The sequence below is a fragment of the Bremerella cremea genome (genome assembly GCF_003335505.1).
GTDB classification, from domain to species: Bacteria; Planctomycetota; Planctomycetia; order Pirellulales; family Pirellulaceae; genus Bremerella; species Bremerella cremea_A.
In genome coordinates, this window is record NZ_QPEX01000028.1 from 91036 (window position 1) to 113445 (window position 22410).

Annotated in this window: 15 protein-coding genes; 10 read left to right on the forward strand and 5 right to left on the reverse strand. The window is 54.7% G+C overall.

Annotation, left to right across the window (positions count from 1 at the left end; translation table 11 throughout):
• The first annotated feature begins 117 nt into the window (after positions 1 to 117).
• Entirely contained in the window at positions 118 to 912 is a 795-nt protein-coding gene (locus DTL42_RS14110) for a DNA-methyltransferase (RefSeq protein ID WP_114369376.1), read from the forward strand.
• 607 nt (positions 913 to 1519) lie between these two features.
• On the opposite strand, the gene DTL42_RS14115 is transcribed toward DTL42_RS14110, so the two are convergent.
• The 5 genes from DTL42_RS14115 to DTL42_RS14135 are packed head-to-tail and all read right to left on the reverse strand — an operon-like array spanning position 1520 to position 13966.
• Entirely contained in the window at positions 1520 to 4282 is a 2763-nt protein-coding gene (locus DTL42_RS14115) for an SIR2 family protein (RefSeq protein ID WP_114369377.1), read from the reverse strand.
• A 9-nt stretch (positions 4283 to 4291) separates the two neighbouring features.
• Positions 4292 to 7495, reverse strand: coding sequence for a DEAD/DEAH box helicase family protein (locus DTL42_RS14120; RefSeq protein ID WP_114369378.1), 3204 nt, complete (start codon positions 7493 to 7495; stop codon positions 4292 to 4294).
• 12 nt (positions 7496 to 7507) lie between these two features.
• Complete coding sequence (locus DTL42_RS14125; RefSeq protein WP_199590141.1) at positions 7508 to 10588, reverse strand: site-specific DNA-methyltransferase; 3081 nt, start codon at positions 10586 to 10588, stop codon at positions 7508 to 7510.
• Positions 10589 to 10590: 2 nt separating this feature from the next.
• The gene (locus DTL42_RS14130; protein ID WP_114369379.1) at positions 10591 to 11094 is read right to left on the reverse strand and encodes a hypothetical protein; all 504 of its coding nucleotides are present in this window, start codon (positions 11092 to 11094) and stop codon (positions 10591 to 10593) included.
• A gap of 1 nt (position 11095) precedes the next feature.
• Positions 11096 to 13966 carry an SNF2-related protein gene (locus DTL42_RS14135; RefSeq protein ID WP_114369380.1) on the reverse strand — a complete coding sequence of 957 codons (2871 nt, stop codon included), beginning with the start codon at positions 13964 to 13966 and terminating at the stop codon, positions 11096 to 11098.
• A gap of 88 nt (positions 13967 to 14054) precedes the next feature.
• Here DTL42_RS14135 and DTL42_RS14140 point away from each other — a divergent pair, with 88 nt between their 5' ends.
• From DTL42_RS14140 to DTL42_RS14185, 9 genes are all read left to right on the forward strand, one after another.
• On the forward strand, positions 14055 to 14384 hold the full coding sequence (locus DTL42_RS14140) for a helix-turn-helix domain-containing protein (RefSeq protein WP_114369381.1): 330 nt from the start codon (positions 14055 to 14057) through the stop codon (positions 14382 to 14384).
• A gap of 28 nt (positions 14385 to 14412) precedes the next feature.
• Positions 14413 to 15231, forward strand: a complete 819-nt coding sequence (locus DTL42_RS14145; RefSeq protein WP_114369382.1) for a tetratricopeptide repeat protein — start codon at positions 14413 to 14415, stop codon at positions 15229 to 15231.
• Entirely contained in the window at positions 15206 to 16453 is a 1248-nt protein-coding gene (locus tag DTL42_RS26570) for an alpha/beta fold hydrolase (RefSeq protein WP_199590142.1), read from the forward strand. The genes DTL42_RS14145 and DTL42_RS26570 overlap by 26 nt, the downstream gene beginning before the upstream one ends.
• A gap of 1064 nt (positions 16454 to 17517) precedes the next feature.
• Complete coding sequence (locus DTL42_RS14160) at positions 17518 to 18441, forward strand: ArdC family protein (protein WP_114369384.1); 924 nt, start codon at positions 17518 to 17520, stop codon at positions 18439 to 18441.
• Between the two features lie 213 nt (positions 18442 to 18654).
• Positions 18655 to 19002 carry a hypothetical protein gene (locus DTL42_RS14165; RefSeq protein WP_114369385.1) on the forward strand — a complete coding sequence of 116 codons (348 nt, stop codon included), beginning with the start codon at positions 18655 to 18657 and terminating at the stop codon, positions 19000 to 19002.
• Between the two features lie 219 nt (positions 19003 to 19221).
• Positions 19222 to 19836, forward strand: a complete 615-nt coding sequence (locus DTL42_RS14170; protein WP_114369386.1) for a hypothetical protein — start codon at positions 19222 to 19224, stop codon at positions 19834 to 19836.
• 58 nt (positions 19837 to 19894) lie between these two features.
• Positions 19895 to 20833 carry a Holliday junction DNA helicase RuvB C-terminal domain-containing protein gene (locus DTL42_RS14175; RefSeq protein ID WP_199590143.1) on the forward strand — a complete coding sequence of 313 codons (939 nt, stop codon included), beginning with the start codon at positions 19895 to 19897 and terminating at the stop codon, positions 20831 to 20833.
• 99 nt (positions 20834 to 20932) lie between these two features.
• Positions 20933 to 21394, forward strand: a complete 462-nt coding sequence (locus DTL42_RS14180; RefSeq protein ID WP_114369388.1) for a helix-turn-helix transcriptional regulator — start codon at positions 20933 to 20935, stop codon at positions 21392 to 21394.
• A 59-nt stretch (positions 21395 to 21453) separates the two neighbouring features.
• Positions 21454 to 22389, forward strand: coding sequence for a tyrosine-type recombinase/integrase (locus DTL42_RS14185; protein WP_114369389.1), 936 nt, complete (start codon positions 21454 to 21456; stop codon positions 22387 to 22389).
• Positions 22390 to 22410: the final 21 nt, after the last annotated feature.

Genomic DNA, 22410 nt, shown 5'->3' on the forward strand with positions numbered 1-22410 from the left:
GCTTTGCTTTCTAACCACTCTGGTTAGTGATTCCAACATTTGTTCTGCGACTGCGCTCAAGGTGCGCACTGAGCGTGGTCGCCAACCAAACCCGTGCGCACTCTGGAGGATCAACACATGGACAACCACTTCACACTCAACACAGTCGAGATTGGTGACTGCAAGGAAGTCAATCGACGGCTTCCAGACAAGTCCGTCAACTTGGCTCTCTGCTCACCGCCCTATCCTGAGAAAAGGGGCGACAAGTATCCAACTGTTTCAGAAGTGGACTACCCAACGTGGACAGCACGATGGATGGATTCCCTTGTCGGCAAGTTGGCCGACGATGGCAGTGTTGTCGTGGTCATCGACAAGCACGTCAGGAATGGCGTGATGTCAGACTTCCTTCTACTCACCCAGCTTGTCCTGCGGCAGCTTGGCTGGAAGCAGCACATGACCCAAATCTGGTTCAAGCACGATGGGCTTCCCCTCGGACACAAGTGGTGGCCGCACCACTGTTACGAAGAGATTCTGTGGTTCAGCCGGACCACGCATCCCTTCTGCGATCCGTGGGCTGCGGGATCACCCTCTACGAATCTGGCTGTGCGAAACTACGACCAGTCAGAATGGACCAATGGCGAGAAGAGTGAGAAGGAAGGCATTGCACGAATGCGTGACGTGCTGGTCGTGCCGGTCGGTGGAAACGCCAAAGGCGTGGACCATCCGGCCAAGTACCCACAGGCACTCTGCGAAGCCCTTATCAAGACGTTCTGTCCCGAGGGCGGCACGGTCTTGGACTGCTTCGCCGGGTCCGGCACGACGCTATTAGCAGCGAAAGCGACTGGGCGAAACTTCTACGGCATCGATGTTATGAAGAAGTACGTCGATCTCGCACGACGGCGACTGGAAGCGGATGATTCTCAAGCTGCCTAATAGCTGTCTGATTGGCGTCCGTTATTAGTCCACCTTTTGTAACAAGGAGATGAGAGACGTGATTCACAAGACCCGCTTGGGGTGCCAAGCCGATTTCGTGAGAAGAGCCGGGAATCCCCGGCTCTTCTCCTTTCGGCGCAGTTCATGTGATGGTGTCATCTGAGATGGCCGAGCAGGTCCGACTTCTTATCAGACATCGACGTGTCATGTGAGAAGTCTGCGAGTTTGGAGATTTTCGGGTCCAAAATGTTTTTGACGGACCAAATAGAGGCGTGTCCTTCAACCTCCCTGAAATGGAATTTGAGCGCCAAACATCGAATCGGCCAGTCCGTTATCAATGACGGAAATCCCGCATTGGTCGCCTCCCTCGTCCGACCATTGCTTGTCCGACGACGCTCTTGATCTTGTGAAGCTCAGTTCTACACTTCGTCAGAACCAAAGGGATGAGCTTCTTAGCTCTAGGGCATCCGGCAAAAGCCAACGGATGCGAAAATGGATTGGCGGTTCAAGGCGTCGAGTGACGTGACTGTGTAAGTCAGCCAGTTCAACCTGTGAAGAGGGTATCGCACCCGGCCCCCATCGACGGCTTTCGGGCGACTGGGTAAGATCATCGTTTGCCCTTGCCTTTACCTTTTTTCTTTCGCCTCTTGGCCTGTCGTTGTCTTTTTCGCTGGTGCTTGGGATCAGCAAGATTTCGCTTGCGTCCTTCTTCGTGCCGCTTCCTCTCATTTTCCTTTCGCTCGTACTCAGCCTTTACCGAGGCAACTTCTTCTTTTCCCTTGCGTTCCGCCTCTTGCTTTTGCCTCTCAACAACTGCAAGTCGCTCCTCTGCCCTTCTTGCAGCTTTCCACCCCATTTGTTCGACGAAGAGAGACTTCCCGACATCGGGTGTGCGTTGAAAGCCCTTTAAAATCGATTCCCGTTCCGACTGCTGATCCTGAACTGAACGAGCAACGGAATTGACATAATTATCGATCTCTCGTTTCAGCGTTGCGTTGGCCTCGGAAATCGCAGGCTTGAAGTATTTTTTGTACGCAGGTTCATCAATGACCGATATTCCTGCCGAATAGAAGCTTGTCGTAATCGCATGAAAAGCAGCGTCAGCATCGACTGTAGCACCATTCAAGTATGCGAGATGATTGTTGAGACTCTCTGGATACCATGTAATGAGGCCGTCTGTCCTTCGATAGATTATGTCTAGCAAACGGCTCGTACTTATGAAGTAAGCTTTTCGAATCGAGTCGTCACCTCGGAATCCATTTCTTCTGACATACCGCAGGATGTGCAACGCCTCACCTTCTGCTTGTGCCTGAACATCTCCTGCCCTGATGGTCCCCGCTCTCTCTCGCTCTTTGAAGATTTCATCTGACAGCGAGTCGATAGTGGCATCTCCACTGGGATCGATGTCGGAAGGCTCGATTACATCGATGTCAAGTGATTGGATAGCGGAACGCATTCCGATTCCATCCTCGTGCCCGATGGCTTCGAGGAATTCGGACTTGCTTCGCCACGCTCCAATGACATTTCCCTCCACAAACGCATCGAGGAAGGGGTTCTCTGAGTAGTCTGGCCGCTGCGTAACTTCCAACAGCGCTTGGCGTTCTTCACCGTCCAGAACACCCGCTAAACGAGATTGCAGCCAGCCCAATGCTCGATCCACCTCCGAAATGAGCTTTGGCGTCGTTACCGGGCGAATGCCGAGCGCCTTCAACTGATCCAGCAGTCCCGTCATGAAGCCGTGCTGAAAAGAATGCGGGGCCACTAAGGGAATTAGAATGTTCGAGTCGAATAGCCAAAGTGTCCCCTGAACTAGTCGCTTCCTCACCTCTTGCCCAGACGGGTCAATGCCGAACATGTGATACGCAAAGAACCCTTGTGCAAGGTGAGCAAGGTAGTTCTTTTGATCGTCATTTGGAGCAGTAAGAACATCCATCACAGCATTGCAGTATTCTGCTCGTAGAGTGAAATCGTCCACAGAAGTGGCAGGTGGGAACACTGCGTCGAAGAGTTCAGGCATGTCAGCCGGTTCGAAAGGGTTATCTCGAAACAAAAGCTCGGCTGCGGCCAGTCCACGCTTCCGAAAGACTGTCACAAGTGCCGCTTTGAATCCCGACACGAGTATTTCCACATCAGTTTCAGCACCATGTTTCAACAATCTCGATTTCATGGCGCCGAAGAACTGATCCTCCTCTGAGGACTGTCTCGCCTCTGTTTCGGCGAGCAGTTCCTTGCCCTTGGTTGTCACGGTCAGTTGAGTGTCGGTCGCTGATAAGTTCTCCAACTCCGTGAGATGGGTGATCGCCGTCTCGATCTCAGAAGCTATTGATGGCAAGTCTTGCAGCGTATTCGGTCTTAAAGCCACCTTGATATGCTCGGCTGCGATGCCATCACTTTTAGACGCTGCGAGCGATAGAATCTGCGGTTGAATCGTCTTTTGAATCAGGTTGACATCTCCCCCGAAACCGAGCGCCGAGTGAACATACAAAGACACTGCCTGCTCAGCCTCTTCCGCATCGGGAAAATCCAGTGGTGGAGTCGGCTCCGAAGTTCGTGGAACGACGAAGCGATCAACCTGCCGCAGCAGTTGAGTGAGATTCTTGAAGCTTCTATCAGGGTTGGGGTAAGAAAGAAGCCGGATGTTGAACTCTCGGTGGAGCTTGTCGGTTTCGGCTCGGCTTGCATCTGCCACAAGCATGTAAATGGGGTTTTCCGGTGAAGCAGATTCCTTAGCCAAGCGAAGAATCAATTGGAAATCTCGGTCAGTCATGCTGTGACCAAGAACAATCAGTGGCACCATCTGAAAGATGCTGACCAGCTTGTTGCGGAAATATTGTCGGCCTCCACCCGCCTCGAACTCGGTGTATTGGCTTGTCGTTAGTACGATGCCGTCCGGCGAGTCTAAGTCACCGTGGAGTTTCACAATGCGGTGCTGGCTGTTCGCCGTGATCTGCCCAAGCTCAGCCTGACTATTTCTCAGCAAAGTGAAGTGCTGGCCGAGTCGTTGCAAGTGGTTGTCGATCTCGTCGTCGTAGTTGGTCGTAAGATAGCAGCGTATCGGCCAGCGACAGATGATTTCGTATGCCTCACCCCGATCCTTTTTTGGCCCGAACGATTTCTTTAGCTCTGGCAACAAAGACGACACGCCTCCCAAACGCCCAGCAACACGCTCAAAGACTTCCAGGTAGTCTTTGTCGCCGATAAGTTCGGTAAGAACGGTTTGTTCCGGGTCAGAATCGGGCAGCAACGCTGTCGCATCTTTCGCCATGTGCCACCAAGACGGGTATTCCAATGCCGTGGAAAGGCCAGAGCCGATCAGTGCAAAACACTTCCCTGAATTCAAGTAGGTCAAGAGTTGGCGGGGAATACTCATTTGAGTCGCTCAAGCCTCCACGGTCACTTGCTGATCGCTGGCCGCAGTGGTCAGCAGGCGTTTGATGTAGGTGTTTCGGTCTTCCTTCTGGAACAGGACATGGGCCTTGGTGAACTCGTCTTTGGACAAGTCCTCGGTCCACCACCGAACCTGCTGGAAGGGCGTGTTCGAGATGATGAATGAGTTAAGGATCACGTTGGGATCACCCAGACGTACTTCAAGTTCCTTGATCGTGCGGTAGAACCGAATCTTGGGATCGTCGGGGCCTTCGAGATTTCGGATACCCTTCGGATCGACGAAGGTGACGTACTGCTTGTCGTCGGTCAGCAGCCACAACAGAAAGTCGGGGTAGAAGTTCCCGGCCTCGAAGAAGCCGATGCCTCGACCACGGCTCATGTTGCGGAGCAGGTACAGTTCTTGGTCCTCGAAGAAGGTAGGGTTGTCGTCGTAGAAGGTCCGCAGGTCGGCGACGAACTCCTTCTCTCCTTGGTTCAGGGAGACTGGACTGACATCAACGAAGTCACTCTTGAAGTGAAGGAGAGGCTGGTAGAGGTGCTGGCCGAACGAGATGGCGTGTAGGTTCCCGAACGACCAGTCGGCCAACGTGCCATCTTCGATCTTGCCCTTGAGTTCGCCCAACTTCTCCACGATGGCCTCTTGTGACTCGTCGATCAAGAGCCGGTACTCGGTGACAAAGTTCGTATCGTCTTCCCGAAGCTCATGATACTCGTAGAAGTCGGATTCCCATTCCTGCTTCTTGTTCTTGTAGTAGCGATCAGCGTACTTCTTGAGCAGGGCGACGGCGATCTCTTCCCACCGGCGTACACAGGCAAAACAATCTGGCATTTCCTCCAACGGGTGCTTTCGCTTTGGAAACTCCAAATCCTTCGGGTGGATAAACAACTTGTACCATCGGGAATCTAAGAGCAGGGGCACGATGCAATCTCTGTCGAGGTTCAGGTTGTACCACGACCGCTCGTTCTTGAAGTGCTGAAGCTGGAACCAGATGGAATCGATGTCCATGAATGCAAGGTGCCTCTCTTCCAGCGTGCCTTCTTGCTTCACCGCCGAGTCTTCGGTCTTGCCGACCCCTTTACTCTGCTGGGCCTGAATCTTCGGATACCAGTTCAGTGAGACGGGGTGTCGTAGGAGTCGGTCAAAAGGTTCAGCGAGAGTCGGCTTCGGTCCTTGGGCCTTGAAGTCCTTGCCTTCTTCGATGCGAACGCTCGTTAGCTTCTTCCCATTCAGGTTCTTCACGACCGGCAGTATGAACTCGATCCGCTCCTCGTTGCCGGGAAGACCTTCATCTTCCAGATACTCCTTGAACTGACGCATGTAGTCGGCACGCACGCCGAAGATGTTGAGCGTCTCCAACAGGCGGATGTTCTTAGGACGCTCGACTCCTTCAAGCTGGCTACTACGTTTCAGCGTCATGCCGTGTCCCTTGAGCCGGACCCCACGACCGAACAACTGGATGATTTCCGAGCCTTCCTTCTTGCCAACGTTCATCAGGCCCATCGTGCTGACTCGCCAACTGTTCCAACCCTCGGTGAACTTCTTCGATCCGATCAGCACGTTCACTGTGGAGTCGTCATCGTTGATCTCACGGAAGAGAGAACCTGAGAACTCTTTCTCTGTGACAATCAAGTCTTCTGGGAAATTTTCACACAGGTTGCACAGCTTGGGAGCATCCCCAACGTTGATGAGGCCGAAGGCATCGTTCTCTCCGAGTCGCAGAGCGATCTCGCCATCGCTCCCCTTCAAGTTCTCAACGTGTAGCGCTGCTTGGGTGGACGAGTTGAACAAGACTTTCAGGATGTCGTTGTAAATCTCCTCGCCTGACAATTTCGTTGAGATCAAGTACGGGAAGGCGGTGGCGAAGATTTCCTCGCCACGCTGGTTGAGCAAGCCGGGCTTGCCGCTGAGGAGCCGGTCCAGCAGGCTGATCGACTCTCGCTTGTTCTTCACAAACTCAGACAGCACCAGCAGGATGTCTACCACGTCGGAGACGGCCTTCTTCTTCTCTGTTCGCACGGCGTTGACCTTGCCGCCGACAAAGACCCAGAGAGGCTTTTCCAGCAGGAAGGGACGGAAGGTGTCCGGGTTGGCGTCGTAGAGCTTCTGCTGCTGGTAGAAGGCGACGAGGCAGGCTGTCAAATACAGGCGACGACGTTCATCATCGGAATCGTCAGCGAGATTCAGGATGCGGTAGTCCTTCCCGAAGCCGTCTCGGTAGAAATACTTGTACGAATAGTCGAAGAGAATGTTCTTGGCGTAGATCGGTTCGAGGCCCTTCTTCCCTTTCATGGCTTGCCCGAAGGTGGCGGAATACTCGAAGGAGAACCCGTTCTCACAGAGCCGGTTCCGGGCGCTCATCCACGCCCCCTCGACGCTCGCACTGGCACCACGATGTCCCTCATCGACCAGTACGAGGTTGTTCCCCTCGAAGGCGTCGATGGCGACTGTCTTCTGCCCCATCTCTTCCTTGAGCTTGGTGACTTCGATGATCTCGACCGTCTTGCCTGAAAAGAGGGACCGGGATTCCTTCGAGAACAGATCGGCGTCGATGCCCGAGGCATGGAACTCTTCGAGGTGCTGCTTGGACAGGCCCTCGTTGGGCGTCAGAAGGATGATCCGGTTCAGACTCTTCTCTTTGTCGTGCAGCTTCAGGTAGTGCTGGTACTGAAGGATGTTGACGTGCATCAACAGCGTCTTGCCGCTGCCGGTTGCGTTCCAGAACGCCAGCTTTCGCAGGTCATCCGGCTGGTACTCGGGAATCTGTTCCTTTGTGGTTTTTCCCTCATTGAACTTGATGACGTGCTGATTCAGGTCGGCCAGCAGCTTCTCAGGATCACGAAAAAATCGGTCGAGGTAAACCTCGGTGAACAGCAGCGAGAGGTATTGAAAGTATTTCCATTTGAGCGGCTCGGCTCGCTTCTCACTGAGTGCCAATGTGTGCTTGACGATGTTCTGGTCGTAGCCGAGGAGCGTGTCGCCGGGGAACTCGGCGTACTCCCAGAGCAGCTTCATCTGGTGCAGGAACCTGTGGACGTTGTTCTCGTCCAGTCCTTCCAGTTCCAGCGGCTTTAGATTCTCAGCCAGCTTGTCAAAGCTGCTCACCTCGAACAGCGACAGCATCCACTGGTTCAGGACGAGTTTCTCGTCGAACCTCAGCGGCGGTGTCTCGTTCTTCTTGGTTCGTTTCTTCCCCATGGTGGACTCTCCTTAAATATCCTGAACGTCGAACATGAGGCGTCCGAACTCTTCTTCGATGAGGCGGACCTTCCATGTCTGGTCGCCACGTCGGAGGTTTTCGAGGTTGTTGTCGCCGTTGACGTAGATCAGGTCGTACTCCTGATCCTTGGTGTTGTACTTCTGCTTCTGAAACCACTCGTCGAGCGCCTCGTTGTCGATCTCGTCAAGGTTCCGCCAGAGGACGAGCGTGCGGTCGCCATCCGGGTTCGTGCCTTCCACGACACGCACGCCCCGGATCACGTCGATGTGCATTACGGTCAGGCCCAAGAGCCAATTGAAGGTTTCGACCAGATCGACGTTGACCAGTTTGGTTTCGCCATCCCTCTCGACCCGTAGCTTGTATTCGTCCGGCGTGCGGAAGGAATCGACGTTCAGGAGCGACTGACTGCCTCGGGTCTCCACGTCGAGCATGTATGAGAGGACGTACTGCTCACGCATGTCGTCGTCCTGTTCCAGTAGTGTCGCCTGTTGGCTTGTTCGCTTCATCTCCAGATTTGCAAGAGCATCCTCATAAGACTCAAGTGCAATGTACTTGAAGCACTGCGACAGTCCCTCGTCGTGTGTGGTTGGTTTTCCCTTTCTCCACTCAGCACAGTACGCAGCCTTCTTCATCCGAGCTACAAGCACTGAATGAAAGTATTTTCCTACCTCAACGAGAACAAAACTCCGTGAACCGCCGTCTTCTCGATTTAGACTAATAACAGCGTGCCCTGTCGTTCCCGACCCCGCAAAATAGTCCAGCCCAATTCCATCCTTAGCATTTCGGAGGCCACTCACCCTGAGACAGTCAGTGACGGCATGAAGAGATTTCGGGAACATGAAAGAATGCGTTTCACCGAACATGCGAGATAAAAGATTCGTCCCATATTCGGCTGCGGAATACTCCGACTTATCCCACCATGTCTGTGGCAGAAGTCCTTCTGAATTGAGACGCCATTTTCGGTAAACGGCGGTGTTCCCCTGCGAGTCTTTCCGAACTGCCAGATGAGGAATGTTTGCTTTGGCAGTTTGGATGTTGAAATCCCAGATTCGCTCTCGACCTTGTGAGTCGATTGGCCACAAAACCTCCTCATCAGGACTAGGCTCTTCGTTGATCGTGTAAGTTCGTTTCACATTGTCCCATTCCAATTCTGGGATGCGGATGGTTTCTCCTGACACATAGATTGGGTAATACTGTCGTGGCCGGGCTGTTCGATATGTGTTTACACCTCCATGTTTGCGGAAATTCGTCCACTCGAACCGCCCCTCTTCGTCTTCCTCCTTGTAGCGAGCTTTTTGTTTCTCGCTGTGTTCTAAACGATTGACTCGTGACTCTTCTGATGCACCGTAGAAAAATGCGTATTCGTGGCAGAGTGAAAACCCAACTGTTCCTGTGCGACCTGCCGGATTGTTCTTTATGGGTACGACCCCCAGCAAGTTCTCTTCCGAGAAAGTAAGGTCCAGAAGATGCCGGAGGTTGTGTGACTCAAAGTCATCGATTGTGACACATGTTATCCCACTCGCAGTCAGCAAGGACTGAGCCAACTGCAAGCGACTGTCAAACAATGCGATCCATGAAGAGTTGCGAAAGCCATTCTTGTATGAAATCGGACCCGCATCAGTGTTGTACGGGGGATCGAGATACATGGATGTGACTTTCCCCTTCATGCTTGTGTGAAGCAAATTGACTGCTTGAAAGTTTTCGGAGTTCACCAAGAGTCCAGTAGACCCCTCGTCCAGACCGTCGAGTGATGACAACAGTGAATCTCGAAATGTTCGTGAGAAATAGAGCGTGTCGATGGGCAGATGGCTGAAGGACTTCAGGAACTCCACGGACAATGGTTCAGAATAGCCCGGCTGGTTCAGGTCTTTCTCGATCTCATCGATGGCAAAGAGCCGGACCCACTCCTCCCGCTGGGCGTCGTTGGCGGCGATGTCCGGGTAAAGCTCCTCGGGAATCCGGTCGAGCGTGATGCAGTAGTTCGTCTCCACCACGAACTTCTTCTTGAGCCACAGCTTCTTCTGAAAGTTCTCCAGTTGTTCGAGGAACTGGATGATCTTGTGGGCTATCTTGCGGATCACCTTGATCTTGCTGAGGTACTGCTCAACTCGGGGAACGGTATCGTGTTCGATGTCGTCGAGGTGCATCACCTCGTTCTTGATGTAGAAGTCGAGTTCCCGCCGCAGAAAGCCGCCCAAGTCCTTGTGAATGAAGTAGTCGAACGTGTTCCGGGCGGTGTATTGGGTGAGGTGCTTCTCCAGCACGGTGCGATTTGGGTTAGACTTCGTGGGCGCAGGCTTGGATAGCTCCCGAACCCAGTCGTCGAAGCCCTCGGAGTTCAGGACTTTTTCAATGGCTTCCTGATTCAGGGCGTCCTGCTTCTTCTGGCCTGTCTCGGGCCGGTACTCGAACCGGATGTAGAGTTCGCCAGCCTCCTCGTAGATCGGGTCTTCTTTGCAGATGACGAAGCGACGTTCCTTCCCTGCCTGCTCCTTCTTGTTGTCCTGCTCGGACGAGGCGGCGACCAGATGGACTCGGACCCGCTTGCCCGAGGGCATGGTGAAGATGTAGTCACGGAAGTATTCGCTGCTCTTGACGTAATACTGGTCGTGGTTGGCCCAGTGCAGTTTGACTTCCTCACCCTCGTAGGGAATGGCGTAGACACCTTCCTTGTACCGCCGCAGCGAGATGAAGTCGCCTTCGTGGTAGTAGCGGCGGAAAAAGTTGAACAGGTGGCTGAAGACTTCGTTCTCCAAGGCCGTGACATCGACGCTGGAATCCGCCATCTGCTGTTTGATCTCTTGGACCTTGGGCGACTCGTCGGGATTCATCCCGGCACCCTCAATCTGCGTGACCAGCTTGTCGAGTTCTTTCTGAAGCGTGGCCTTGTCCGCCGACTGGTAGTGACTGAACGCTTCCTTAACCTGCGGCAGCAAGTCCTTCTCCAGAAAGCGGACCACCTCGTCCCGCTTCTGGTTCATGATCCGGTAGATGCCGAAGTCCAGATCGGCCTGATCCAACTGGAACAGTTCTTCAAGGAGCTTCTGAAGTTTCTCAAAGTTGGTTGCCACGTTTATTCGTCTCCGTCGTGCCGCTGCACTGTGGGTTCTTGCTCAGTCCCAAACTTCGATCCGATCCATTCGGTTCGTTCGCTTAGAACTCTGCTAATGAATGTATCTGCGTACTGCTGCTCGTCGGATGTCAGGGCCGTTGGCGGTCCCGATTCACGCCTGTTTCTCAAAATGTGATCTTCAAGTGATGCTTGAAGGCTCCAAACGATGGCCTTTTCGATTCGACTCGCCGTCAATGGGCTAGGCACAAAGGCGTTTACTATTCGCACTGAGAGCAAGTCTGGCGAAACCACCTTGTTCGGAAGTATGTCATCCCAGATGACAGATTTGGTGCTGCCAGATTTCCGAAGGTGAGTTCCGAGTCGTACAAAAGGAGCGTTTCGCCCCGTGTTATTGCTCGTTCCGGTGATTCCGATGTAGACGTACTCGTTCAGAAGCAGTGAGTACAACGAAGGGTCGGTATTGGCAAAACCTCCCTGAGCCAAAGTCGAGACCATAAACTCCATATCAGGCCACCTCCCATTGGATCGTGAAGAGGTGAGTGCTGTGGGTCTTCTGGGTCATTCGCTGTTGGAGGCCGTCGATCAGATCGTCACGCTTCTCAGCGATCTCGTCTTCCACCTCGAAGATTTGCTGACGCTGTTTTCGTTGCTTCTTCTCCAGATCACGAAGCTTCTGTTGAAGATCGTTCTGCTCGTCGAGCGTGGTGGCCAAGCGTGACTGTCGCCGCACCGCTTTGATCTGAGCCTTGGTGTCGGCCAAGTCCTTCTCGACGGCTACTACCATGTCCTCAGCCCACTTCTCCAGCCGCTCACGCTCTTCGTTGAACAGGGCATTGTTACCTTCGAGTGAGTGCGTGATCGTCGCCTCGGCGTGTCGGCCTGCTTCTTTCTTCAGACGATCAGTCAGTTCCGGGGGCAGGTCGCTGGAGTCTGCAACTTGGGCCGCACAATGGAAGAGCTTCTGGCAGGTCTCTTGGTCCAGTGACTTGCCGGTCTCGTCCATCGCCGAGAAGAGCAAGTATTCCTCCCGGTCGAAGGAATCGATGGTGAGGTACTGGAGCGTGAGCCAGCCGGACTTCCCTTTCAGGGCTTCGACGACGGAAACCCTCATAGGATAGTTGGTCACATCAAACGTGACCTTCGCAACCGGGGTCTCGGCCTGCTTGCCCTGATCGATGCTCCATTCCCCCAGAGGGTGCGACAGGCGGTACAAGAAGTCGCCGGGGACATTCTGCCGTGTCTTGGAGATCAAGTGGTACGTTCCGGGCCGACATGTACTCAGAGGTGCCTCACGAAGCTCGAACGTGAGCGTGTCATCGCAGAAGGAGGCATGACCATCCAGCACAACTTTGGTCAGGGTCCAGAACTGGCGACCGATCCGGTCGAGGTTGGCACGAGCGTCATCAAGACGCATCTTCAGTCGAGCGTGGACATCCTCATCGAAATGCTCCATGAGCATCTGCCGGGTCTCATCCATCTTAGATTGGATGGTCTCGTCCATCTCTTCCTGAAGCTGCTTGAAGGCGGCATCGATCTCGTCGGTGGTCCGGCACTTCTCGTAGATGGCGAGGATGCGTTTCTCGAAATCAACTCCCGACTCGATCTGGCCCAGCACTTCGTCCGAGGCACCGAAGACTCCATTGAACAGGTTGAACTTCTCGGCCAGCAGTTCATGGACTCGCCGGTCGGCCTCGTTTCTCTCATTCAGGAAGTTGATGACTACGACATCATGCTTCTGACCGTAGCGGTGACAACGACCGATTCGCTGTTCGATTCGCTGGGGGTTCCAAGGCAGGTCGTAGTTGATGACCAGCGAGCAGAATTGCATGTTGACGCCTTCCGCCGCTGCTTCGGTGGCGATCATCACCGTGGCTTCATTCTGAAAATGTTCGATCAGAGCGGTGCGGCTATCGACGGGCCGGGAGCCAGTGACCCGCCCCGAGTCGGCATTGTCCTCGATCCACTTGGTGATGATCTGACGGGAATCAGGATCAGCGTTGGTCCCGTTGAACAGGACGATCTGACCACCGTAGCCATTCGATTCGAGGAAGTTCTTCAGGTAGTCCTGCGTCCGTCGAGACTCGGTGAAGATGAGGGCCTTGCGGTTGGCACCCATCTTGTCCATCTCGGCGAAGCCAAGTTCAAGAGCCTGCTTGAGTGACCGACTCTTGGTGTCGATGCCAATGCTGCGTGCCCATTGGGAGTATCGAGTGAGTTCGGTGATCTCTTCGTTCAGCTTGGGAAGGTCGATCTGGTCGTCATCTTCCTCTTCTCGGTCTGTGGTCCCTTCGAGAATCTCGTCGAGGTAGTCATCTTCGAGTTCCTCGGCCTCGATCAGTTCTTCCATGAACTCCTCGTCGTCGTCCTCCGACTTGGGAGTGTCACGCATATCCTCCAGACGGGACTTCATGGTCTCCAGCGTGCTGGCAATGGCGTGCGACGACGAGGCCAGCAGCTTTCGCAGGATCAGCGCCGTCAAGTGACGCTGACGATGGGGAACCGAGTAGGTCTCTTCCCGGTTCAAGAAGTCTGAGACCGCTTCGTAGAGCTTCTGTTCTTCGTCGGTGGGGCGAAAGCGAACGGTGAAGGGGATTCGCTCAGTGTACTGGATGTATTCGACGACCTGCCGCCTGAGAGTTCGCTTGCAAAAGGATTGCAGTCGGCCACGAAGAGCGTTCAGATCGGCCCCGGCATTCGTGTACTGGGTCCGAAACGAGTTCACGTCGCCAAAGATCAGATCGTCGAGGATCGTAGACAGGCCGTAGAGTTCGAGTAGCGAGTTCTGGAGGGGCGTGGCCGTGAGCAGGCACTTCTTCCGGTCCTCGATGGCCCACTTGATGTTCTGCCCCATCTTGTTGCTGGGCCGATAGGCGTTGCGAAGTTTGTGTGCTTCGTCGATGACAACGAGATCAAAAGGAACGGCACGAATGTCCCCCCGGAACCGGCTGGCGAAGTGGAACGACGTGATGACAACTTTGTTACTTGCGAACGGAGTGCCGTTGCCTTCTCGGACAGCCTGCTTGTACGTCTTCGAGTCGAGGATCACCGTGGACATGTTGAACTTCTCTTGAAGTTCCAGCGCCCATTGCTTTCGCAGGCTGGCCGGGCAGATGACCAGCAGCTTCCGCTTTCGCTCGGCCCAGTGTTGGCAGAGGACCAGACCTGCTTCGATTGTCTTGCCCAATCCAACCTCGTCCGCCAGAACGACGCCCTTCGAGAGTGGGCTTCGCAAGGCGAACATCGCCGCCTCGATCTGGTGAGGGTTCAGATCGACACAGGCGTCGAAGAGTGCCATCGACAAACGATCCACGCCACCCGGCTGTGCCTGCCGGGTCAACTCGTGAGCAAAGTATTTTGCGTGGTAAGGCGTGGTCATCCGGCCGATCGTCCCCTGTGTTGTTGACCAAAAAGTACAGGCAGCATACGATAAACCCACTTCACAGGCAATCAGGTGAGGACTTGGGATGCAGTTTGGCGAGCGAGTTCGTGAGCTTCGAGAAGCCCGGAAGCTGACTCAAAAGGCGTTGGCTGACCGGCTGGGGGTGAGCGTCTCGTACATCAGCAAGGTCGAGAACGAGAAGCTGCACTTCGGCGACTACCCGTCCGAGAAGTTCATCCACAAGCTGGCCTCAGAGCTTGAGGCGGACGAGGACGAGTTGCTGCTTTTGTCCGACCGTGTGCCGCCTGCGTTACGGCAGCGAATTTGTGAACGCCCAGACGTGTTTCGGGTCGTTGCCGAAATGAACGAACGGGAAATGGATCAGCTAGTTGAGCGATTCCGCAGAAAGTCGTAGCGGTGAGAATGCGAGGGAGACGACACACATGTCAATGACAACGCCTCGAATTGTATCGGATGACATTCGGGCTTTCTGCCAGTCGCTCGTTGCGGGTTCCACGGCTCTGTTTGTTGATTTTGTTCAAGTCGATGGAGCAGTTCCAGACGAGTGCTTTGACAACGTTGATCTGTTGGTCACCAATCAAGGCGGTCGCCCACTACTCGGATGGACGATCTGGGAGTGGGAGGGCGCTCTTTTGGAAGCAGAGTTTCACGCTGTTTGGGAAGACGATGACGGAAACCTTGTTGATCCAACTCCGAAAGCTGATGGCGAACAGAGGATTCTCTTTCTGCCCGACAGATCAGCCTCCGATCACGGTGGAGTGACACCAAGTCGCCACTACCCACTTCAGGAATGGGACGAAGTAACTGAGTACATTGCGGCGTGCAATGACATTTCGGGAGTGCAAATGCGTTTTTACCCAAACATTCCCGCAGACGAATGGATTCCAGTAATTCAGAGGCGAGAGAGATGTGCGGACGCATTAAACCGGCGAACTTCAGAGGAGGCCACCAGACAGGCCAGCCAACAAGAACTGATGACAGGTGTTGCACTCTCCGAGGATGATGCTCAGCGACGATCCGAAAGCAATCCAGTGGATATTGAAGCACGAACTGCTCATGCACGGTATCTCGCATCCAACGGAGATTTTAATGCCGCTTTCCAAGTCCTGCTTGAGTCAGCAAGGCAAAGTCAACAAGTTGCAAATGATCTGGGTGACACATTCCGACTTCTATTTACCATCTGCGACGATCCTACCCTTGTGAATGAGACTCGCCGTGAATGGTCCCGATGGCTTTACTAGTGACATGTTGAAAATCCTCTTCCTCCACGGCTGGACTAGCGTACCGGGCGGTCGCAAGCCAACGTTTCTGAAGGACGCCGGGCACGACGTTCTCAACCCCGCTCTGCCCGATGACGACTTCGATGAGGCCGTCAGGATCGCTCAGACTGAGTTCGACCAGCACGGACCCGATGTGGTTGTTGGCTCTTCCCGTGGTGGTGCCGTGGCCATGAACATCAATGTGGGAAATACCCCATTGGTCCTCTTGTGTCCGGCGTGGAGAAAGTGGGGCACGGCTACAACCATCAATCCAAAATCGGTCATCTTGCACAGCCGAGCAGATGACGTAGTGATGTTCGCCGACTCTGAGGAACTCGTCACGAACAGTGGTCTTCCTTCCGAGTCGATCATCGAGATTGGCGGCGATCACCGCTTGGCCGATCCCGAACCGTTGCGGACGATGTTGATGGCGTGTGAGTTTGCATCACTATCGAAGAACTGGTACACGATCTACCAGTGGGGGCGAACGGCACGGGTCGGTTATACGGAAGTGATGTCGTCTTTAATGTTGGCTTGGTATTCACAGATCAGCCTTGTGGAATCGAATCTCAGGCAATCCAACTTCCGGCTAGAAGACCACCGAGGACAGGCGAAACTTCAGACTGACATTGCTCAGTTCACAGAGAAGCGTTTCTGCCGTGCGCTCTACAATCGGTCAAATGTATCCCAGCTTGGAAAGGTGATCGATTACGAGGTGCCATTGAAAGGCACACAGGGTGCGCCTCATGGCGACATCGATTTACTCGCAGAGGCCACGGGCGAAGTTTTGCTCATCGAAGCCAAGAAGCCAGAATCGAACGAGTCCATCCTAAAGGCGATTCTCGAAGCCTTCGTTTATTCGTCGCTCGTCTCAACCGTCCGCCAAACCTTTCTTCATGAGTTCTCGTTGCCCTCAAATCTCATCGTCGTCCCAGTTGTGCTGACTTTCAGAGTCGCTGCATCGGGACGACAACTGGACAACATCCAAGCGTTCCCACGACTGAGGCGACTCGTGAGGGAACTGAATCAAAGCCTTGCGGAACGGGCGGTCGAGCCGCTCCGGTTTCTTTTTGTCGAGAACGAGCAGGATGAACTTTCCACCTGTCTGACTACAATTCAAGAATCGAATGGAGACGTGAAGGTTGTATTTCGAGACGGATTCGTGCCGAGGATTACGGAAGTCCCTCTTTCACTGGATCACTGACTGCGTTCGGTTCTGAACATTTGCTTGACTAAACGATTTACCACGACGCTGTGACTCGCAAGCTGAGTGTTCGATCCTGCGGTACAATGGTTTTCCCATTCTTTCCCTTTCGTGGTTTCCCAGAGTGCGTCTGGCCCTCGAAGATGTTTTTGAGAGTGCGTGCAAGCGTAACGGCTTGCGTGAATGACTCGTCGTTTAACCCTTTCATCATCAGCCCTGCTCCTCGGCTATCCTGACCTGCCCAGCCGAGTCGGTTTGCTTTCCAATGCCGGAAGTGGACTTCGATGAATGAATGAGTTTCCACACTCAACCATTTTCGGAAGCCTTCTGTGTTTTCGGAAATTGGATACCAAACGATCACATGTGGCTCTTGCTCAAGTAAGCCCTGCACGTTCGTCACTTCGGCTTTCTCTGACCAAAATGGGTCGCAAAAAATCAACTTGGGCGAGTGTGTCACTGCGTTAGCAGAAGAGTACCCGTCACCATCCTCGACAGTGATCCGCCCCGATTTATTCAGGTAGCTGGCAACCTGCGCACCACCAATGTCCCATCCGAGTATCTGCGTCAGCTTTGTAGAGAGTATCGCTTCATCGACTATCTTCAGCGAGCCGGGGTATAGAGTTGTTGACTTATCCCGGTTGCAACCAGCCTCCCATATTCCCCTAGTCGTCGCATGGAGTTCGTTCGCTCTACAACCCCGATACTCCACGCACGCTCGCCCTTCCATTGTTGACCCTGCTTGAGAAGCTCAAGAGGATAATCGTAATAGCCAGCGTGCGTCTCGCAGTACACCCATTCACCTGACTGTACCGCATCAAAACCCGCCGCTAATACGGGGAGTAGTGAGTGCTTGACTAAATCACCGATGTTCCCCGCATTTCGTCTTTGGTCGGCCATTCTTATTCTCCGAGCTTGTCTTTTACTTTGACGCTTCATTATGCCATTGCAGGTGCCTGTGTGCGCTGCCGCTGATCCACAAGTTGTATTGACCATTTTTCTGAAGGAGACTCAGGCACCTGCTACGTCGTCGTCACCAACACACTCTCACTCAGGAGACGACGACCATGCCAAGTCAAACCGACATTCGCCAACAGATCACTGACCAGATCATCGCCGCCCTTCGTTCTGGCAATTTGCCGCCGTGGAAGAAACCTTGGAAATCGCTGAACGGTCCTCACCGCAACGTCGTGAGCCAACGCAGCTACTCGGGAGTCAATCCACTCCTCTTGGAGATTTCGAGTCAGAGATTCGATTTCACGTCTTCACTTTGGGGCACCTTCAGGCAGTGGAAAGAACTCGGCGGAAAGGTAAAGAAGCGTCCCGCCGAAGTGAAGCCGGGTGCGTGGGGAACTACCATTGTCTTCACCAAGCCGGTCACGAAGACGAAGACTGACAGTGACGGCACCGAGTCCGAAGACAAGTATTGGATTCTCCGCACCTACACGGTCTTCAATCTCGATCAAGTTGAAGGTCCGTTCGATCATCTGCGAACCACGGTCAACGAACAGGCCAGCACGTTCGAGCAGTTCGAGCAGGCCGACGAACTGATCGAAGCCACGGGTGCAGACATCAGGAACGGATCGCAAGCGGCGTACATTCCGTCCGGCGACTACATCACGTTGCCGCCGAAGGAGTCGTTCGATTCCGCCGCCGACTTTGCCGAAACCGCCTTCCACGAGTTGGCCCACTGGACCGAGCCGCCCCATCGCCTGAATTGGGACCGCAAGGGCGAAGGGTATGCGATGGGCGAGCTTCGAGCGGAAATTGCGGCCTGCTACATCGCCACCGAACTGTGTATCCCGCACTCAGAACGTCTCGACAAATCCGCCGCCTACGTCCAGCACTGGCTTCGTTCTTTGGAGAACGACAACAGGGCGATCTTTCGAGCCAGTTCTCAGGCCAGCCGTGCCGCCGACTACCTTTTGTCGTTTGTTCGCTCGCCGGAAGATCAGCCTGCTCCCTCTGAGTCGCAAGTAGGCACCTGCTAGTGCCGTGTCCTTGAGGACAACCGAGCAGAGCCGCTCGGACAGTGATCTGACCGACGCTCAGGCTTAGACGCCAAGCGAGTAGCAGGATCGTCGAGTCGGACTGGCCAGCGACCGGCGAACACCACTGCATCTGCAAAGCCTCGACGCCTCGTGTGGGTCATCAACGGGCGGCTCTCTCGGCCTCTTCATTCCAAAAGTTGTACTGGAGCGAACATGTGCGAGCAGCAGCAAGCCACGCAGGAACACGACGACTATTGGGCGGCAGTTACCGACGTGGCCGAGAACGTCGTCGCCGATCTCGACGACGCAGAAGACGACAGAGACGAATGCCTGACTCGGCTGATCTCTGAGAAGTGCGATCAGCACGAGTACGTCATCGGCAACGATCTGTGCATCCACACGCTCAAGTATTCGGCCAACGCCTGCGCCGGATTCTTTGACGGCACGTTCGCCGCCAACCAATACGCTCGCAACGCCGAGTTCCCTTTCACCGATCTCGCCGCTGACGCTTTCGAGGCCGACGTGACCGACAAGGTGCGGGAACTGCTCGGCGATGAATAGGCACCTGCTAATTCGGCCAGCCGAGCAGGAATCAGCCGGTGAACAATGACGATCTGGGGTCTTCCTGCACAACACTCGGAGACCCCAGCATCCCTTGCTGTCACCTGCGGTCCTGCTCGGCCTTTTCTTGGTCTCATTGACCGGAGAGGCCAGTGCCATTCGCAAACAGGCACCTGCTAATCCGCCAGACAACCAATCAACCTCTGACGGAGAACGAACATGAGCAACCGACTTGGCGAACTGACCATCGAAGAAGCGGCGCAGGAAGCGGCAGGCAACTGGAAGGACTTCAACTGCTTTGTTTGGTATCGGGACGACATTCCCGACGCTGAAAACTGGGCGATCATCTACACCCATCACCGGGACAGCGGCTTGCTCGACCAGAGCAATGCGAGCGTTATTGAGAAGACGCTCGAACCTTTCACCGATGGTGACGATCCAGACGTGGTGATGGAGTCGCACAATCACTGGGCCGTGGGCCATATCGACGGGTTCAGCATCCGTGTCCTCCGAGACAGCGAAATCACCGAAGCCTTTCGGAAGTACCACGAGCTTGCTGAGGCGATGGACCAGTACCCGATCCTCGATGAAGAGGACTACAGCAACCGTGAACTCGAAGCGACGTTCGAGAACATCCCGCTGGCGGCGTGGCGGATCAAGGATGAATACGAAGACCTGCCGGATGACTGGACCGAACATGTCTACGACTGGTTGAGCAACCATCGATGCAGCGCACTTGAGAACATGGACGACCAAGGCGGCTGGCCGGATGAAGACGATCTCCGTGATGCCTTCGATGCCCTTGGATACGAGCAAGCCGAATCTGTTTGCTGATCTAGGCACCTGCTAGTGCGGCATCACCAATCCAACATTTGTAATGGGAGATCAACTCGTGTCGAACCACAACGTCAACGACGTGAAGCCAACCAGTCTAAACAGGATGATTGGCCAGTCCGCCGTCATCGAACAAGTTCGTGTGGCCCTCGATGCAAGCCACATGGACGGACAGAAGTTCCCGAATGCTCTCATGGTGGGTCCACCCGGCGTCGGCAAGACTCAACTCTGTCACATCATCGCCGCAGAGATGGCAAGCGACGTTCACGAGTGCCTCGGCAGCACGTTGTCGAATGCCAGTGACCTGTTCGCTCTGTTGCTGGCGGCGAAGGACAAGGATGTCGTTTACATCGATGAAATCCATTCTGCTCCAAAGAAGGACATCTTCGTCACGTTGCTACTTGCCATCGACCAGATGAAGGTTGTGCTTTCGGGCAAGAACCGATCTCCGCAGAGCTTGCCGCTGGCCAACTTCACACTGTTGCTCAGCACGACCGAGGAGTACCTCGTCCCGAGGCCGTTGTCGGATCGGTGCATGTTGCTGAGGCTTGGGTACTACAGCAACGAAGAACTCACGACGTTGCTCCTGAACCGTGTCCGGTCACTCGGCTGGGACATCCATGAGGAGATTCTGCCGCAGATCGCTCAACGATCTCGTGGCACGCCTCGGCTCGGGCTTCGCTTGCTCCAGAGTTGTTTTCGTTGTTGCCGTAGCGAAGGCGAGTCCACGATCACGACGAGGCACCTGCTTCGTGCATGTGAGCTTGAACAACTCGACGAACTTGGGTTGGGTCCGACCGAGCAACAATACCTCGGCATCGTGGCCGAGGGTCCGACTCGCCTCAATGTGATCGCCAGTCGGATCGGTCTGCCGTCACGCACCGTGAGCGAAGTCACTGAGAGTTTCCTGATCCGTGCCGGACTGATTGGCAAGGACGAGCAAGGGCGGCGCTGCCTCACCGAAGCAGGCCATCGCCACCTGTCTGAATCTCAGTGAGATGGTGTTTGGTTTCCGTTTGATTGCTGTCTCATTTCGGTTAGGCACCTGCTACTTGGGTGTCAGCAAGTCATCGTCCACATCATGGAGAATTGTTGAATGAATGAAGTTCAGAAAGCCGCCGTGTCCGTCTCGGAGATGGCTCGCATCGTCGGGCTAAGCCGGGCACGCTTCTACCAGTTGTTGAGTGACGGCGTGTTTCCGAAGCCGAAATACGACGACTCAACCAACCGCCCGTACTTCGATGAAGAGGCGCAGGCCGAGTGCATCGAGGTGAAGAGACGGAACGTCGGAATCAACGGCAAAGTCGTGATCTTCTACGCTTCGAGGCACCCGCTAACCGGGCAGCCGAAGCGACCAGCGAAGCCGAAGGCCAAAACAAAACCGACCAGCGAGTACACCGATCTGATCGAGTCGCTGTCGTGCCTCGGGTTGTCGGCGACCGCCCAGCAGGTGGAAGCCGCCGTCGCCGAATGCTTCCCTGACGGAATCCAAAAATTGGAATCTGGGGAGGTGGTCCGGGCGATCTTCCTGCATCTGAAACGCCAAGAATCCAAGTGATAACGTCCTCCGATAATGGAGATTATCTTCCCCAATCGTGTCTGAAAGGTGTCAACAAAGTGTCTGATTCTCGTACAGAAGGTCGCCACAATTCAGGTGATAATGTTTTCGACAACATCCCGGTCGGCAAGGACGAGGCCCGTCTGTTCGGCGAGTACCTCGACTCCTCCGACCTGTCGGCCAACTCCCAACGAGCCATCGTCAACGACCTGCGGAAATTTGCACGGTGGTTCGTGGACGCCAATCAGGAGCCACTGACGTTCGCCCGAGTCACCACCAGAGACATCACCGACTTCCGAGACTCGCTGCGTCGTGACCAAGAGCAAGCTGTCGCCACGGTGAACCGTGCCCTCGTCAGTGTCCGCCGATTCTGTCGTTGGCTGTGCGAAGATGGGCACCTGCAAGTGAATCCAGCGAAGGGCGTCAAAGAACTGAGAAAGCAGGAGCTTGCACCCAAGGGACTCGACCGAGCGCAGGTCCGGCGATTGTTTCGAGAAGTTGAACTTCGGAACGACGTGCGAGCGAATGCCGTGTTCTCGTCCATCATCTACACCGGCTGCCGGGTCGGTGATCTGGTGAGCCTGACACTCGGTGATCTCTTGTTGTCCGAGCGATCTGGCACGGCAGTCTTCCGCTCGGGCAAGGGAAACAAGCAACGCTCGGTCCCGGTTCCGCTGGCCGCACGCAAGGCACTGGTCGCCTACTTGGAAACTCGACCGCCAGTTGAAGGCGATGCCGTATTCGTCGGCGAGCGTGGACCCCTCAGCGACAAGGGAGTGCGATGTCTCTGTGACAAGTACAGCGTGGTCTGCGGGTTCAAGATTCATCCGCACCTACTACGTCACACGATGGCGCACAAGTTCCTCGAAGACAATCCCGGCGATCTGGTCTCGCTCGCTCAAATCCTCGGGCACGAGAACTTGAACACAACGAAGCGGTACGTCGCTCGAACCGAACAGGAGTTGGCGGACGCTTCGGAGCGGATGCAGTTCTGAGCAAGGCACCTGCTATCCGAG